Origin of the sequence: Sutcliffiella sp. NC1 (assembly GCF_027594365.1) — a bacterium.
Taxonomy (GTDB): domain Bacteria; phylum Bacillota; class Bacilli; order Bacillales; family Bacillaceae_I; genus Sutcliffiella; species Sutcliffiella cohnii.
In genome coordinates this window covers 855744-873753 of sequence record NZ_CP115153.1, presented here as the reverse complement: position 1 = coordinate 873753, position 18010 = coordinate 855744, and the positions used below count along the sequence as shown (strand labels likewise).

The window sequence follows — 18010 nt, the reverse complement described above, 5'->3', positions numbered from 1 at the left end:
ATATTATTATTTACGTTGATACTCCCCACTGTTAGTAGCCCATTACGGTTTTCTTAATAGTTGTTCCATTTTGCTACTAACTAACGGTTTACTGAATAAATAACCTTGTCCATTGTGACAGCCATCTTCTAACAAAATATTCTTTTGACCTACTGTTTCAATTCCTTCTGCTATCACCCCAATGTTTAGTTCTGTAGCAAAAGAAACAATTGCCTTTACAATCGAACGACTATGTTTTTGCTGATCAATATCCCGTACAAAGGACGCATCAATCTTTAAAATATCTATCGGTAAATCTTTTAAGTTACTAAAATTGCTATATCCTGTACCAAAGTCATCTATAGAAAGGTAAACACCCATTTCTCTAAGTTGCTTTAGTGTGTTGATCACATTGTCAATATCAACAAATATACTTTCCGTTATTTCTAGTTCAATCCATTGAGGATCCAATTTATATTCTTTTAACAACTGTTCTATATTATTTATAAAGTTCGGTTCACAAAGTTGCGGGACTGAAACATTAATAGATAACCTAACAGGAGCCAACCCTTTTTGTTTCCATTGTTTCGTTTGTTTTATCCCTTCTTCTAAAATCCACTGTCCTAAAGGAATGATTAGTCCAGTTTTTTCGGAAATTGGAATAAATTTACTAGGCGATACTACACCTAAATCAGGGTGATTCCAACGCACTAACGCTTCTATACCTACTAGCTTTCCTGTTCTCAAGTCTACTTTCGGTTGGTATACGAGGAAAAAGTGTTCTTTTTGTATTGATTTTTTTAACTCTTTTTCTAAATGTATACGCTCAAGTGATGCTTTTTCCATATCGTCTACGAAATATCGGAATCCGTTTCTTCCAACATCTTTCACTGATTGCTGTGCAATATCTGCTCTCTTTAATAATATTTCTGATGTTAGCCCATTATTTGGGTATACAGCAATTCCAATGCTACTACTTACTTGATAGTATTGCTCGCCTACTTGAATTGGCTCATAAACTAGAGCTTTAATTTTTTCTGCAATTTTGTCTACTTCGGTTTTGTCATGAACGCTGGATAACAGAATAGCAAATTCGTCTCCTTCAAAGCGAGCAACAATATCCGTATCACTTACACATTGCTTTAGTCTATTAGCTGTTTCTAATAATATTAAGTCACCAAACTCTCTGCCTCTTTCATCATTAATCCGCTTGAATCTATAAATATCCAAAAACATAACATATAGCTTGCCTTTTACACGCTTTGCCTGGTGTATCTCCTTTTGGAAATAATCCATAAAAAATTTACGATTTGGAAGATCTGTTAGCGAATCATGATACGCTAAATGGTATATAACATTATCTGCCTTTTTCTTTTCCGTTATATCATTACGAATGGAGACGTATTGATACGGTTGCCCTTGATCGCTTAAAAAAGGAACGATTGTCGTATCAACCCAATAGAAAGTGCCGTCTTTCGCCTTGTTTTTTACTTCTCCACGCCAAACGTTTCCAGACGTAATCGTTTTCCATAAATGTTTGAAAAATTGTTTATCGTGGTGGCCGGAGTTTAAAATCCGGTGGTCTTGACCTATTAGCTCTTCTCTCTTGTATTTGGAAACACGACAAAAATGGTCATTAGCATATATTATTTTTCCATAGCTATCTGTAATAGCTACGATTGATGATTGGTCTAAAGCATACTTTATATCAAACAATTCTTTTTCCAATAAATATTCGTTAAAATTAGCCCCGTTCATCCTCACGTTTATCACCTAGAGTTTTTACTTTAATTATATATTGCAATAACATTTTACGTATGTATCAAAGTGAACAGATTATGACATTTTACCCATGCGTACATTGGAAATAGAAAATACCTATTCGACTGAATAGGTATTAGTAGCTGTTTATAACATTAGATAATTCATTATATAGCGTTAGTGTCTCTTGAGGATCTTTTCGATTAATGATTATATAACTTTCCCCATTCTTTATATAAAGAAATGGAGCATAATTTTTATACACGAAAAGCTTTCCTCTTCCGTATGGTTCTTCTAAACGAAAGTTACCCTTTAAACGACCTGCTGCTGCAAATCCATTCGTTCTCATTTCCACCTCTGGTAAAGCATCTAGTAGTGCAATTTCTTCAATTTCAGCTAGCTTCCAATTTTCCCCGTAGTTTCCTGAAATAATGAGTTCATTATCCGTTATTTCGACTTTGTTATCTTGAAACCCGATTAATAATGTCAGTCCAATAAAAAGGAATGTTATGACAGAAAATATTACTGTCCATAAAGTCGTTTTTTTCCTTTTAGAAGGTAGGTCATATTTTTGAATATAGATGATTCCGCCTAGCAATACGATTAAAAAGACGGCTAAGCCTATTTCAAAACCGTACGGGACTTGAAATATTCCTAAAATAACAGATACGAAAAGAATATAAAATGTATAGAGAAGTAGCTTACCTATAGCTTGCGGATAGCCGTTTTTTATTAACTGCTCTTGTTCTTCTAGCGGTCTGTTGTTAAATCCGTTAATAAGCGAGTAGTTTTTTAATTTCACTACTAAGTAGGTGAGTCCCCCATGTATGATTAAAGTAAAACCCATTGTAATAATAAAAATGATTGTACTTTTTGACATACCTACGCACCTCCATTCGTTATATGATATGCTAAAAAAAGGAAGTCTAATCGAAAAAGAATTAGGTGTATTTACTTTATTTACGAGTGGTAGACGAAAAAGTTTCAATATCATTCTGGTAATAGGAGGTTGAAAAAATTGCTTGAACTACAGAGTGAGTTTACGAATAAAATTATGGCAGTTTACGGGCAGAAAGGAAAGGATTTTCTAACTAACTTAGAAACGATCATTTCTTCCTATGAAAAGCGTTGGCATTTGAACATTCATAGACCTTATGAATTATCGTATAACTATGTAGCACCTGCTACTCGTAAAGATGGAACAGAACTCGTTATTAAGATAGGTGTGCCTACTCCTTCTTTTACAATGGAATATGAAACGTTACGTATGTTAGCTAGTCCTTCTGTTGTAAAATTAGTAGATGAGGATATTGCTAACGGGGTGTTATTGTTAGAAAAAATACAGCCAGGAAATACGTTAGCTACTGTAGATGATGACGTAGAAGCGACAGAAATAGCTTCGACGGTCATGGCAAAATTGTGGAGGCCTCTTCCCTCTCACTACCAATTAAACCTTCCAACAATGACAGACAGAGAAAAAAGCCTTGAATCTATAGTGCAGTCGAATTGGAATGGCTGTGGTCCTATTTCTAAAGTAATTTTATATGAAGCTCTAACACTTTTTAAACAATTACATAAAACAATTGATCAACAATACATACTTCATGGTGATTTACATCATTACAACATACTTCAATCTGACAATAATGAGTGGAAAATCATTGACCTAAAGGATTAGTTGGGGATCGGGAATACGATGTTATTCAATTTTTATTAAACAAATTACCTTATGAAAATAAAATTTCAATACTAGATAGGCGAATAAATATATTAGTAGAACAGTTAGGTTTGAATAAGGAGCGCATTTTAGGTTGGGGATTTGCCCATAGCGTATTAAGCACGTGTTGGTCCGTAGAAGAAGGCAGTTTAGATGAAAATTTCTTTCATAGTATCGGAGTTTTTCAACAACTAATAGAAAGAGGCTGAGACAAAACTAAAATAATCATGATAAAAAACGATTATCGCAGAATTAGCGGAGGAAATATACGTAGACTCCTCGAAAAATGCCTCCGCATTTTTCTTCGTGCGATGTTTCGCTGCCGAAGCTTTCCTTGTCCTGCGGGAGGAAAGGCATAGGTGAGAAGATAGCAGTGCTTTAGCACGAGGAGGCTCACCAGTACGAAAAGTGAAGGCGGCTCGCTCTGGCCCGACAAGCATAAGACAGACGCTGCAGTTGGGCGCTCTTTGCCCAACGGAAGTGACTGGCTTATGTCTCGAGGGCCAAGCCGCCGTAACTAGACACGCCCGCGGAAAGCGAAATATATTTCCGGAGCGGGTTATTTCCACTCTACTGTTTTTTGTTCTTACTTTGATAAAAATAGTTATGTCCCAACCTCTTACTGTTCTACCGTAAATCTTTTCGTTTTACTAGATAACGTTCCGGACAATGTATGTAACGCTTTTCCTATTTCATTTGTTCTTTCCATTTGCTCAATTTGATTTTCACTAATCGAGAACATTTCTTCTGTACTAGCCGATGTTTCTTGAGATACCGATAGAAGATTAACTGTCGCCTGCTCTAGTTCTGGAAATACTTCTTCCACATTCTTTAATTCTTTTTCTATCAGATTCAAGAAATTATTTAATCCATGTATTTCGGTCATTAAAACATCAAAAGAAGCTTTAGAATTTGATGCCATTTCAATATTTGTGTTCAGTTTTATTAAGATTTCATCAAATTGTTCAGTAGCAACAACAGTAATGTTCTCCATATTCGTTATCGTATCTGTAATTTCTGTAGCAGCAAGAGAAGATTGATCTGCTAGCTTTCTAATTTCCGTTGCAACAACTGCAAAGCCCCTTCCAGCATCTCCTGCTCTAGCAGCTTCAATAGATGCATTTAACGCTAACAACTTTGTTTGCTCTGTAATGTTATGAATAATCTCTACTAGCTTTGAAATCGACTTCGAGTTACTATTCACTTCTTTTATCGTATCTGTTAAAAGCGCAAAATCATTTTTAAATCGATGAATGGTAGACATTAATGTATCAATATTTCTTTCTCCATCATTCGCTGAGCCATTCATCGTCTTTGAACTTTGGAACACATTTTCCATGTTATTAATCATCAAAGTAATTCGCTCATTCATTTCCTTAAAGTTATTAACACTATATTCTGAATGACTAGCCGTTTGCTCTGCTCCAATTCTAACAGTGTTAATCGCTTCAATTAACTGTTGACTTGAATTTAACGTATTTTCTGAAGAATGATTTAATAGTTGACCGGTTGACTCCAATTCTTTTGTTGTATGGTTAATTTCTTGTAAAATTGTTTTCATTTGATCAATCATACTGTTGTAGCTTTTGCTCAGCGAAACAATCTCAGGTACCGTCGTTTGGGCATTTACAATCTTTTGTAGATTCCCTTCTCTAACGCCTCTCATCGTATTTCGCAAACTTGTTAATGGTCTTGTAACAGTACGAACAAACAAACTAATGATAATAATAAAAATAATTGTTCCTATTATAGAAGCAATAACATTAAACGTTGCCATACTACTAACAGAACCTAAATACGTATTCGTCGGTATAAGCATCACGTATATCCCATTAATTTCTTTCAAGTCATGATATACGATTGTATAATTAGTACCCGCAATTCTTTCATGCCTTGTTCCTGTTCTAGACTCAGAAATATGTTTAATTAGTTCTTCCGAGAATTTAGGATCAACACTTTCACTTACTTTAAAAGGAAAAACTTGTTCATCTACTATGTAAAAATAATTGGATTCAATACCTTCCTCTTTTAACTTATTCTGTTGATATCGAACGTTTATTTCTAATTGCTGCTGAAAATAGCTTTCCTCACTTATGTATAAAAACTTTAAATTTTCGGAGATATATGCCATTACTTCTGCTTCTCGTACTAGCCTGTTTTCAATCGTTTCAAGTGCGAAGTTTTTCGTATTGAAATACGAACTAATCCCAACAACTCCTATGGATAGAATGAAAATAGATATGACAATTGTTAATAGCCTTGCTCCTAGTGTAAAGTCTTCTAGTACATTTTTTATCTTTATAAAAACACCCTTCAAAATATAACCCCTCCAGTACTCGCTACTTGAATACGAAAATTATACCGATAAAGTGTTAATTCTATGTTAATTTTCTGTATATTTTTCTAAAAAGAGCCTTTATATTTATTGAGAATATTTAGAAAAGTACTATAATATATACAATTGCTATTGATGGAGGGATAGTTGATGAACGATTTTTTTACATTTTTCCTATTATCTTTGTTTGTCGTAATGAGCCCAGGTATAGATACAGCATTAATTACGAAAAGAACAATATCCGATGGAAAACATGATGGATTCAAAATTGCGCTAGGTATTACAACTGGCTGTTTTATTCATACAATAGCTGCCGCTTTCGGTCTTTCTGCTATTTTGCTACAATCAGCACTTGCGTTTGAAATTATTAAATATGTAGGAGCCTTTTATTTAATCTATTTAGGGGTAACTTCTTTCATCACGAAGAAAAAGAACAGTAGTACGAAGAAAACAGAGGAGAGAGGTAAGAATGCCTTTACTCAAGGGCTGTTAACTAATGTATTAAATCCAAAGGTTGCGGTTTTCTTTCTTACTTTTTTACCGCAGTTTGTATCAGTCGAAGGTAATGCAACGAAACAATTAATTTTAATGGGAGTAACTTACACACTACTTTCCATAACGTGGTTTTTTGTATATGTTTTCTTTATTCACTTTATTCGAGAATGGCTCTTATCTCCAAAAGTTCAACGTGTTATGGATAGAGCAACAGGAATCGTTTTAATCGGATTCGGTTTAAAATTAGCGTTAGAGAGGCAACGCTAAATAATTTTATAAGTTATACGAAGAAGATGCATCATTATGTGCAACTTCTTTTTATTTTAGGTGAACTATCTTGAACTAAATTACTTCCGACAATAAATAATTTTCATCCATCTTATAGATACTAATGTAAATTATTATTAATAAAGGAGCAGAGAAACCGATGAGAAAATGTTACATACTACTCCTTTGCCTTAGTTTGTTAGGATGTCAACAAGCTGAATCTACTCAACATGCGAACAACTCTTCTAAAAATGTCATTATGATCATGGTTGATTCAATGACCGGAGAATTGGTACATGCAAGCTTAAAAGAGGAAGCAGATAAATTCCCAGCACTACAATTCTTAGTCGAAAATGGCAATGTGTACAATGACTTAGTTGCCCCTTTCCCATCCATGTCTGTGTCCATTGAAAGTACATTAATTACAGGTGAAATGCCAAATAAACATTCTGTACCTGGTTTAACATGGTATGATGTCAAAAATGATCGGCTTATTGACTATGGAACATCATTTGAAACTTATAGAAAGCTCGGTTTTAAACAGTCATTAGAGGATTCCTTATACAATTTAAATAACGTCCATTTAAGTAAAGAAACTACTACTATTTTTGAAGAACTACATGACAGAGGCATTAAATCAGGAGCGATTAACTTGTTACTGTATCGCGGAAAAACGGAGCATGAAATCGAGCCTCCTGCTATCATACAATGGACTACGGGACTTAGTGAAAAAATTAAAACAAACGGACCTGATATTTTATCTTTCGGGACCTTTTATCGCCCTAAAGAATTACAAACGGAATTATTGCCTGATGCCCTATTATTAAAAGCTGGGTTATCTGATTACTATGCAACAGAAGCAATAACAAAACTTATAAAAAATAAAGAACAACCTCCCTTTTTATTAGCATTTTTTCCAGATATGGATAAGCGAACTCACCGAAATGGTCCACCTTATGTTCACGGATTAAAAACGGTTGATGATCATTTGCAGCGTATACTAGATGCTTACGGAAGCTGGGAGGAAGCATTAGAGCAAAATGTGTTTATCCTTTTTGGTGATCACGGCCAAGCCTCTTTAGTGGAAAATGAAGAACGAGCAAAGTTAAATTTACATGAACTATATAATCAATATAATATTGCCCCTTTTGGTGAAAAGCCGTCAAGTGGTGATATCGTCATTGCGAATAATCACCGTTCTGCTTACATTTATCCAATAAATAAACAAATTCAAAAAGAAGAACTTGTTGATGCTGGATTACAAGATCCACGAATGGCGATTGTTGCTTCTGAGGAAAATGGCTGGATTGAAGCTTGGAGTCCAGATTATCATCAACCTTTAAAGTTCAAAAAAGGCGGAGAGTGGAAAGATTCATATGGCCAGCAGTGGACTATTGAAGGAGAAGTAGATGTATTGAAATTAGAAATGTCTGATGAAGATAAATTAATAAACTATACCGAATATCCGGATGCATTAAATCAACTATATAGCGCTCTGCATAGCTTACCTAACTCTATTATCGTTACGGCGAAACCAGGCTTTGTTGTTTTTTCGGAAACAACACCTGTCCATAACGGTGGTGGAGAGCATGGTGGATTACATCGTGATGAAACGCTAGCTGTTTTAATCGTTTCTGGAACAGATAAAGAGTTTGAAAACCCACGAATTGTTGACTTAAAAGATTATATTTTAAACTTGTTTGATGAATAGCGCTTAAGAGAGGATGAATATCCTCTCTTTTCGTTTTCTAAAGCAAAATAATAGACAATGATAATCATTATCAATATAATAGATGTAAATACATATTGATGGGAGAGGCTTTTATGTTTATTCAATTAAGAAAAACGGTTGTCACAGAGGGAAATGCTGACAAAGTAATTGAACGTTTTAGCAAACCAGGAATTATCGAACAACAAGAAGGTTTTATTGATTCAACTGTAATGGTAAAAAAAGTTCGCCGTGGCGATGAAGAAGTGATTGTCCAAATACGTTGGGAATCCGAAGAACATTGGAAGCAATGGGAAAAAAGCGATGCACATATTGCTGGTCACAAAGCTAAATTAGGTCAACCAAAACCAGATTATATTGTTCACTCTGAGGGTGGAGTTTACAATGTTGTATCTGTTAAAAAGCCTCTCTAAATTAACATAGAAAGCAGGTCCCTTTTAATATGGCCCTGCTTTTTGCTTTAACGATATAAACTATTTCAGTAGAGTTTTTTTAAACAATCAATTCCCTATCACCTAGTGAATTTTCCAAAAGAACAAGAAGGAAGAATCATTGATTCATATAGATTTGTTAAAAGATTATATACAATATTATTTGTATGTAATCTTTTTATTTGTCATTTTTCCAAAGCAAAAAGTTATTGCATTCTAGTGAAATCGTGTTATTCTATATTTACAACTAATTAGTTTGTTTTCTGAACAAACTAATTTCCCCTTTTCGTATTATTTGTAAGCGTTTTAACACAATAACAGTTAAAACTGTATTTTTTTCTTGTTTAATGTAAGCGGATTCCTGGAAATGAAAGCGATTTTTTAGAAAAGAGGTGCAACAAAATGACAGAACAAACTATGTCAAATCAATTCGTTAACCGTTCGAAAACTTGGCAAATTGGACTTTTCGCATTAAATAATACTGCGACAAACCTTTATATGTTTTTAATGGGATTTATTTCTTATTATGCAACGGGAATTGCTGGACTAGCAGTAGTTGCAATTAGTGTAATATTAACAGCTACTCGACTTTTTGATGGGTTTACTGACCCTATTATCGGATACATTATCGATAAAACAAATACGAAATTCGGGAAGTTTAGGCCCTTTATGCTATTAGGGAATATCATTTTATTAGTAACTGTCCTTGTTTTATTTAATGTAACTCATCATTTACCTGAGAAATTAGTCATGCCATTTTTCATTGTGATTTATTTAATCCACATTATCGGTTACACATTCCAAACTGCTTGTACGAAAGCTGCACAAACAGTATTAACAAATGACCCGAAGCAAAGACCACTATTCTCAGCTTTTGATGCAACGTACAATACGATCGTCTTTATTGGTGGGCAAATTTATGTAGCATCTTATTTAGTTCCAAAGCATGGTGGTTTTAACCAAGCCTTCTTCACAGAATTTAACACATTAGCTATTATTTTAGCTTCCATCTTCACTATTCTTGCTGTTATTTCTATCGCAGAAAAAGATAGAACAGAATACTTTGGTTTTGCTGAAAAATCTGTCAAAACTTCCTTTAAAGATTATTGGCCGGTAATTAAAAGAAACCGACCTTTACAAATGTTAATTGTTGCAGCTTCTACTGATAAATTAGCTGGGTCTATTTTAAGGAATCCTGTTATTCCAGTCATGTTATTCGGAATTTTATTGGGAGATTATGCACTAAGTGGAACAATTTCTATGTTTACGATGATTCCAACTTTAATTATTACGTTTATCGGTGTAGGCTATGCTAGAAAACGAGGATTGAAAAACACGTTTGTTAAAGCAACTTGGGGTGCTGTACTAGCCTATAGTTTACTACTAATATTATTCTTCACTGTTAGCGATCCCGCTTCCATTTCTTTATCTAATATTGGAATCGCTACCATTGCATTTTTTGTATTTTATATATTAGGTCAAGCATTCATGGGGTTAACTGGTAACATCGTAATTCCAATGATAGCGGATACATCCGATTATGAAACGCACATTACTGGGAGATACGTACCAGGGATGATTGGAACCATTTTCTCTTTCATCGATAAAATGATTTCTTCACTTGCAACAACTATTATCGGATTAATGCTCTCCCTTATTGGGTTTAAAACGGTATTTCCTGAAGTAGATACACCATTAACAAATGAATTGTTTTATATGACATTATTCCTTGCCTTCGGTATTCCGATCATCGGTTGGATTATTTCATTAATTGCGATGAAGTTTTATGAGCTTGATGATAAGCGTATGGAACAAATCCAAACCGAAATTGCTGAAGTTAAGCAAATGCTTGTAGAAAAAGGCCAAATTACGGTCCCGGAAGAGCAAGTAAAATAATATACAAATTAACCAGGCTGTCCAGTAAGTCTCAAAACAGTGGAGAAACGAATCGTTTTTCCACTGTTTTGTTTATAATGCTTTCATTCAGAAAGTAGATACAAAATAAGTGGTATAAAGTGTTCATTCTCTATAGATTGGAGCAAACACAACCAATTTAATGAAACATTTGTACTTACAACTAATTAATATTTTAGAATCCTTATAAGGGAAACGAACAATAAAAGTCCTAAAAGTCAATTTCTATTGACTTTTAGGACAGCCCCGTTTTTCTTTGCTTCTTTGAAGTTAACGGTAAAGAAATATGAAAGCTTGTCCCTTCTGCTTCTTTACTCAATACTTTGTATGTTCCACCCATACTTTTAACTACACTAAAAGCAACCATCATACCTAAACCTGTTCCGTTTTCTTTTGTAGAAAAGAAAGGTTCACCGATTCTTAAAAGCTGTGATTCTGTCATTCCTACTCCAGTATCTTTAATCGTAATTTCTATTTGCTGATCACAAAACATCGAGGCTGTTAATGTTCCGCCGTCCGGCATCGCTTCTATACAATTTTTGAAAATGTTAATAAAAAGCTGACGGATTTTTTCTTTGTCGCCCTTATAGCTTATATCTTCTCCTGCTACATTTATATCAACATTGTGCATTTGGGCATACGATTTAATAACATTAATAGACCGTTGCATTTCTTCAAATAGGTTAAGCGGTTCTTGATTTTCCATAGACGGTTTTGCATACGTTAAATAATCGGAAATGATCGATTCTGCAGTTTGCAACTCCTCTAATGCTAATTCAAAGTAATACTTATCATCCGTGTCTTTATATTTTTCTTTTAGCAATTGCAAAAACCCTTTCGTAACCGTTAATGGGTTTCGTACTTCATGTGAAACAGATGCGGCTAAATGACTAACAATCGTTTCCTTTTCAAATTTATGTAATTGGATAATCATATGTACTTTTTCAATAGTACTCTCCATTAAATAAATACTACACCATAAACTAAAAAAACTAATAATTGATAAAAGAATAGCTACTTTTACAACAACACTACTCCCTATAATGTAGCAAGCATAAGGCAGTAAAATTAAAGTAGGTATTACAGTTACTATTGAAACAGTAATTATTTTGTTCCATAAAGAAAGTGAGCGGTAATTTTTTAATACAAAATATATCAAAATAAATATAATAACATATTCTACTACGCTTAAATAAAATCCGATTCCTCCTAAGAAAAAGCGAAAGGTAAGGGAAGAAAAAATAATCGTTAGCCCGACTCTCACTCCCCCATATAACATCCCAATAACAAAAGGTATGAGCCGCAAATCTAAAATCGTATCCCCTAACTCGAACGGAAAGCTCATACATAATATGCTTGTCCCAGAAAAAATAATGGCAAGAACAAATTTTTGTTTATTTGTTTCAAAGGCTGTATGTTCCTTAGAAATGATAGATTGGGAGAATAAAATAGGTAAAATGATAAAAAGCATGTTTACTAAATAGTCTTTCATATATTCAAACAGAAGATTACTCATTATTTTTTCCCTGCCTACTGTTATTTTACTTTCATCCTTATTCTACAATCTTTATAACCCAATGACTATACAATGATAAATAATTAAAACCAATTTTGTGAAACCTATAATCAAACGGTTTTAGGAGGTTATAGGATGAGCACAAATCCGTCCTTTCATAGCAAAGTTTCTTGTTTTTCTGAGTATGATCCGTTAAAAAGAGTCATCGTGTGCGAGCCGCACTATATGACGATTCGTGATGTGATAAACGAAACACAGAAAAAATTCAAAGATGAAGGAATACATATTGAAAAAGCGGTTGAACAACATTATAAATTTGTACAAACGATGCGCGAACATGATATTGAAGTTATTTTATTGCCTTATCATAAAAAATTTCCAGAACAAGTTTTCACACGTGATATCGGCTTTACTTTAGGTCAAACGACTTTCGTTGCTAAAATGGCGAGTGAAGTTCGAAAAGGAGAGGAAGACGTTTTAAAGCAATGGTTAGATGATGAAGAAATCTCCTACTTCAACTTACTCGAAGATAGAATTGAAGGTGGAGACGTTATCATCGATAGAGACACAGTTTATGTCGGTTTAAGTGATCGAACAAATGAAAAAGCAGTCGAGCATTTAAAAGGACTACTTTCTGACTTTGATGTAAAAGGCATCCCTTTCATAGAAACATTTTTACACTTAGACTGTGTTTTTAATGTTGTTTCTCCCGACGTTGCTTTAATATATCCAGAAGCTTTAACGAAAGAGGATATTGAACTTTTTTCTTCCCGTTATGAGTTAATCGAAGTATCAAAGGATGAACAGTTTACACTTGGAACTAATGTGTTAGCAATCGGGAACAATAAAATTATTAGCTTGCCTGTTAATAAAAAAGTAAATGAACAATTACGGAATAAAGGCTTTGAAGTGATTGAAGTGGATATTACAGAAATTATTAAATCTGGCGGATCTTTTCGTTGCTGTACGATGCCACTTTTACGGAGCACGAGCGAATAATTACAATAACTTACAATACTTGTCATGTGGCAAGTATTTTTTTAACTTCTTCTCTATGATTATTTTGACATAATTACGTTTCGCTACTAATACTCTTTATTATCATCGATTGTACGGAAATAAAGATAAGGAGTGAAGTCAAATGGCGATAAAAGCACCACGATTACAAGCTGGCGATGTGATAGGTATCGTCACACTAGGAAGTCCACTAGATGCCAACATTATAAATAACCGAATTCAATATTTACAAAACCAAGGATTTCAAATTGCTTATGGACGACATATGTATGCGTATCAAGGGATTGAGGCATCCCCAGCGCCACAACGAGCGGAAGATTTAATGACTATGTTTCAAAATCCAAACGTTAAAATGATTATGCCCACTCGTGGTGGAACTGGTGTACAAAGCATACTCCCTTATTTAGATTTCAATGTAATACGGGCCAATCCTAAAATCATTTCTGGATATAGTGATATTACCGTTTTGCTTAATAGCTTATACCAATTTAGTGATTTAATTTCATTTCATAGTTTAATGCTCATCGACTTTCGTCTAGAAACTCCCGAATATAATTTCAATCAATTTTACGCAGCTACTTCTACTCGCACTTCACCTAGAACGATTGAAAATCCACCTAATATGCCATTAACTAGTTTAGTTCCAGGAAATGCGACTGGTCCAATTGTAGGTGGAAATCTTACTTCCATCGTTAACACATTAGGAACACCATATGAAATTGATACGAAAGGGAAAATATTATTTTTAGAGGAAACGAATGCTCCTTCTACTACCGTATACCGTTATTTCATCCAACTTTTACAGGCAGGAAAATTTGCAGACTGTATAGGTATCGTTATGGGAGAATGTACGAATTGTCTCGTTTCCTATGGAAAATCATATTTGAATTTAATTAATGAACTACTTGTTCCTCTCGGGAAACCGTTAATGATTAATTTTGCAACTGGCCATGGATTATACAAAGCTGCTATTCCAGTCGGGGCTAACGTTACTCTCAACACCACAAATAATACTTTAACTGTTTTAGAACCAACAGTGAACGGGGGTCAGAGCTAGTTCTGACCCCCATTTTTTATACATTCACTTTTTCCTTTTCTAACATTGTGCCATTTTTCATAAAGTTTGTATGCCATAAGAAAGCTTTTTCTAATAGGTGAGGAGTTTGACCACCTCGTGTTAATGCTTCATTATAATAATCCCATAGTTGATTGCGGTATGTTGGATGAGCACAATTTTCAATAATTAACGGTACACGCTCTCGAGGTGCTAATCCACGCAAGTCTGCATACCCTTGTTCTGTTACAACAACATCTACGTCATGTTCTGTATGATCGACGTGTGATACGAACGGAACAATACTAGAAATATTTCCGTCCTTCGCTGTGGACTTCGTTACGAATATTGCTAACCGTGCGTTACGAGCGAAGTCACCTGACCCACCAATTCCATTCATCATCTTCGTACCTGTTACATGAGTAGAGTTTACATTTCCATATATGTCAAACTCTAAAGCTGTATTAATCGATATTAAACCGAGACGACGAATTATTTCTGGATGGTTTGAAATTTCTTGTGGTCTTAATACTAACTTGTCGCGATATTTTTCTAAATTCGGAAATACGTGATTCATTTTTTCTTCTGATAATGTAATGGAGCAACAGGAAGCAAAGTCTACTTTCCCTGCATCAATAAGGTCGAACACGGCATCTTGAAGCACTTCGGAATATACTTGTAAATTTTTAAATTCAGAATGGATCATCCCATGTAAAACTGCATTTGCTACAGAGCCTATTCCAGATTGAAGTGGAGCGAGTTTTTCGGTTAAACGTCCTTCCTTTATTTCGTTACGAAGGAATGACATTAAATGTTGTGCCATTATTTCTGTTTCTTCATCTGGCTTTACAATTGTGGAAGGTGAATCTGCTTGATTCGTAAAAACAATCCCTTTTACTTTAGTAATGTCTAGCGGAATACCTATATTACCGATACGGTCATCCACTTTTGTTAACGGAATCGGGTTTCTTTCTCCTTGTTTACCAGGGTCATACAAATCGTGCAACCCTTCTAATAAAGGTGATTGTGCCATATTAATTTCGATAATGATATTTTTTGCATGTGTTGCAAACGTTAGTGAGTTACCGATTGATGTAGTCGGAATAACCATTCCATCTTCCGAAATAGAAACCGCTTCCAAAATTGCGTAATCAACAGGCTCTATTACGTTCGCTCGTAAAAGTTCTGCAGTATGCGATAGGTGATGATCGACGAATAAATGTTCCCCAGCATTTATTTTCTTTCTCATTGTTGGTTCTGCTTGAAAAGGAAGCCTTTTATGAACGATTCCTGCTTCAGCAAACAATTTATCTATATCTGACCCAAGTGACGCTCCAGTAAAAATATTTACTTTAAAACTTTCCTTTTCAGCTCGCTTTACTAGCTCTAACGGTACAGCTTTTACATCACCTGCACGAGTAAACCCACTTAATCCCAGTGTCATCCCATCTTGAATCCAGGAAGCAGCTTCTTGCGCAGTAACAACTTTATCCTGTAATCTTTCATCCTTAATTCTATTGTATTGGTCTTGCATTGTATCTCATCCCCTTTTTCACAATCTTTAGAAATATGTTATCTTAATAAAATTGTTATTTGGAGATATTTGATACAAATTAGTAATTTTTTGTTTAAAACAGCATCTTCAATAGTTAAAACAGATATTTTTTTAAAAACCTAATAATTTTCTGAAATAGCTAGAATACGACTGGCTAACTGGTATTCTAACCCCACCTTTCATTTCTAATACGAATGTGGAATGTGTATCGGGAAAAATTTCTTTAATCTGTTTTACATTTACGATATAAGAACGATGACAACGGATAAAAGATTCTCTTGGTAAAACATATTCAAACTCTTGAAGAGAGTTTTTATGTGTGCCGGAAAAACCTTCTGTATACACATGTGTTTTTCTACTCTTCACTTCCAAATATTTTACATCAGAAAATGGAATCGGTTTCCAACCGTCTTGTGTACGAACAGTAACAACTGATTTTCCATCAGTTACTGTCGGATAAATGGCTGTTACACATCCTTGAATTTTCCCTTCATGTTCGAACGGAACCGCCATCCCATGGTAAGGTACACCAAAAACATCCCGGCTATTAAACTCTGAAACTTTTTGTTCCGTCTTAATAGCTTTATAAGCTATCGTATCTTGTCGCACTGGATCACCAGGCTTAATTTTCAAATCGATACGTTTACTTGGCCTATAATAGATGTACTCTTCTGTATTAGAGACAGCAATTGAAACTTCATCAGAAAACAATTCCCCGATTACATCTAATAGTGAACCGAACGTGAAACTTTCCATACTAAACACCAACCCTTTGTGAAATTCCCCTTTATGTAGAATCTTATATTCTAGTTATATTTTAAATTATCGAAGTGTTGTTTGCATAGAAAAGGATTGTGTTTGGAGGGTGTGTTGTTTGTCATGACCGTTCGGTAGTGGTGCATACCGCTGGAAAATTGATGCATATACCACTGGAGAATAATGCGTATCTTCTCTAAATTGGTGCATACACCTTTGGAGAATGATGCGTATCCTCTCTAAAATAGTGCATAACAACTATAAAAGTCAGCATAGTCTCTCTCTCCTAATCGTCCCAATAAAAAATGCCCCAACTAAGTGGGACATTTTCTTTTAATGTGGTTTTAAAATCACTTTTATACAGTCATCTGTTTTCGTATCAAATAATTCGTATCCTTTTTTTGCTTCTGACAACGGAATTTTGTGGGTAACGATGTCTGCTAAGTTTACTTTCCCTTCGCTAACCATTTGATATAACTGAGGAATAAGTGGGGTAACGTGTGCTTGTCCCATTTTTAATTGAACATTTCGCATAAAAATATCACCTAGCGGAAAAGCGTTGTATCTCATCCCATATATTCCAGTAAGTTGGATCGTACCACATTTACGAACTGCTTGGGCTGCCATCACGATTGCTCCCATAGAGCCCCCGTGCAATTTCAACCCCGTTGCTAAAAATTCAAGTGGCGACATTTTCCCGTCCATCCCAACACAATCGATTACAACATCTGCTCCACCTTGTGTTATCTCTTTCAAATACTCCCCGATATTCTCATGGTCTTCAAAATTGTATATTTCTACATTATTCGTTCGTTTCGCATGCTCTAAACGATAATTAATGTAGTCAACAGCAATTACTCGTTTCGCACCTTTTAGCCAAGTGAATTTTTGTGCTAATAGGCCAACGGGTCCACAGCCTAAAATGATAACCGTATCACCTTGCTTTACCCCCGCGTTCTCCACACTCCAATAAGCAGTAGACGCTGCATCTGATAACAGAACAAGCTGATCATCATCTACTTCACAATCATCAGGTAATCGGTAAGGTGTAAAGTTACCGTATGGAACACGTAAATATTCTGCTTGCCCACCAGCATAGCCACCAGTCGTTTCTGAGTAACCAAAATATGCTCCCATATCTCCATGCGGATTGGCATCATCACATTGACTTGTGTAACCGTGATTACAATACCAACATGTTCCACATGCTATATTAAATGGAACGATCACACGGTCCCCTTTTTTAACATGTGTTACTTCTGGACCAACTTCTTCTACAATACCCATAGGCTCATGACCAATAATAAAGTTCTCTGGCATATTTGGAATCATACCGTGAATTAAATGTAGGTCGGACCCACAAATAGCGGACGATGTTACTTTAACGATGATATCATCTACTTTTTGTATAGCTGGATCTTCTACTTCTTTTACTGCCACGTCTTTTATTCCTTGATAGGTAACAGCCTTCATCCCTCATCCTC

13 protein-coding genes and 1 pseudogene are annotated in these 18010 nt (G+C 34.9%); 7 read left to right on the top strand and 7 right to left on the bottom strand.

Annotation, left to right across the window (positions count from 1 at the left end):
* Window positions 1-42: 42 nt before the first annotated feature.
* A complete protein-coding gene (locus tag O1A01_RS04345; protein ID WP_270065656.1) occupies window positions 43-1737 on the bottom strand; it encodes a putative bifunctional diguanylate cyclase/phosphodiesterase in 1695 nt (564 codons plus the stop codon).
* Between the two features lie 139 nt (window positions 1738-1876).
* Entirely contained in the window at window positions 1877-2620 is a 744-nt protein-coding gene (locus O1A01_RS04340) for a DUF3784 domain-containing protein (RefSeq protein WP_066421882.1), read from the bottom strand.
* 174 nt (window positions 2621-2794) lie between these two features.
* Between O1A01_RS04340 and O1A01_RS04335 the strand changes: the two are divergent.
* A pseudogene (locus O1A01_RS04335) lies at window positions 2795-3666 on the top strand (aminoglycoside phosphotransferase family protein).
* A 410-nt stretch (window positions 3667-4076) separates the two neighbouring features.
* Here the strand turns inward: O1A01_RS04335 and O1A01_RS04330 are convergent.
* Window positions 4077-5774 carry a methyl-accepting chemotaxis protein gene (locus O1A01_RS04330; RefSeq protein ID WP_235858190.1) on the bottom strand — a complete coding sequence of 566 codons (1698 nt, stop codon included), beginning with the start codon at window positions 5772-5774 and terminating at the stop codon, window positions 4077-4079.
* A gap of 168 nt (window positions 5775-5942) precedes the next feature.
* Here O1A01_RS04330 and O1A01_RS04325 point away from each other — a divergent pair, with 168 nt between their 5' ends.
* The 4 genes from O1A01_RS04325 to O1A01_RS04310 all read left to right on the top strand — a co-directional run bounded on the left by O1A01_RS04325 (window position 5943) and on the right by O1A01_RS04310 (window position 10610).
* Window positions 5943-6554 carry a LysE family translocator gene (locus O1A01_RS04325; RefSeq protein WP_066418188.1) on the top strand — a complete coding sequence of 204 codons (612 nt, stop codon included), beginning with the start codon at window positions 5943-5945 and terminating at the stop codon, window positions 6552-6554.
* A 160-nt stretch (window positions 6555-6714) separates the two neighbouring features.
* On the top strand, window positions 6715-8265 hold the full coding sequence (locus O1A01_RS04320; RefSeq protein WP_270065654.1) for an alkaline phosphatase family protein: 1551 nt from the start codon (window positions 6715-6717) through the stop codon (window positions 8263-8265).
* 113 nt (window positions 8266-8378) lie between these two features.
* Window positions 8379-8696 (top strand): antibiotic biosynthesis monooxygenase, encoded by a 318-nt coding sequence (locus O1A01_RS04315; protein WP_066418185.1) that lies wholly within the window; start codon window positions 8379-8381, stop codon window positions 8694-8696.
* Window positions 8697-9116: 420 nt separating this feature from the next.
* The gene (locus O1A01_RS04310) at window positions 9117-10610 is read left to right on the top strand and encodes an MFS transporter (RefSeq protein WP_094366039.1); all 1494 of its coding nucleotides are present in this window, start codon (window positions 9117-9119) and stop codon (window positions 10608-10610) included.
* 253 nt (window positions 10611-10863) lie between these two features.
* Here O1A01_RS04310 and O1A01_RS04305 read toward each other — a convergent pair whose 3' ends face one another.
* A complete protein-coding gene (locus O1A01_RS04305; protein ID WP_270065653.1) occupies window positions 10864-12144 on the bottom strand; it encodes an ATP-binding protein in 1281 nt (426 codons plus the stop codon).
* A 135-nt stretch (window positions 12145-12279) separates the two neighbouring features.
* Between O1A01_RS04305 and O1A01_RS04300 the strand changes: the two genes are divergently transcribed.
* A complete protein-coding gene (locus O1A01_RS04300) occupies window positions 12280-13143 on the top strand; it encodes a dimethylarginine dimethylaminohydrolase family protein (protein WP_270065652.1) in 864 nt (287 codons plus the stop codon).
* Window positions 13144-13285: 142 nt separating this feature from the next.
* Window positions 13286-14218, top strand: a complete 933-nt coding sequence (locus O1A01_RS04295; protein WP_066418177.1) for a S66 peptidase family protein — start codon at window positions 13286-13288, stop codon at window positions 14216-14218.
* A 16-nt stretch (window positions 14219-14234) separates the two neighbouring features.
* Here O1A01_RS04295 and O1A01_RS04290 read toward each other — a convergent pair whose 3' ends face one another.
* From O1A01_RS04290 to O1A01_RS04280, 3 genes are all read right to left on the bottom strand, one after another.
* Window positions 14235-15749, bottom strand: a complete 1515-nt coding sequence (locus tag O1A01_RS04290) for a succinyl-CoA:acetate CoA-transferase ScpC (RefSeq protein ID WP_270065651.1) — start codon at window positions 15747-15749, stop codon at window positions 14235-14237.
* 132 nt (window positions 15750-15881) lie between these two features.
* Entirely contained in the window at window positions 15882-16526 is a 645-nt protein-coding gene (locus tag O1A01_RS04285; RefSeq protein WP_066418174.1) for a LytTR family DNA-binding domain-containing protein, read from the bottom strand.
* Window positions 16527-16859: 333 nt separating this feature from the next.
* On the bottom strand, window positions 16860-17999 hold the full coding sequence (locus O1A01_RS04280) for a zinc-dependent alcohol dehydrogenase (RefSeq protein ID WP_270065650.1): 1140 nt from the start codon (window positions 17997-17999) through the stop codon (window positions 16860-16862).
* Window positions 18000-18010 lie beyond the last annotated feature (11 nt).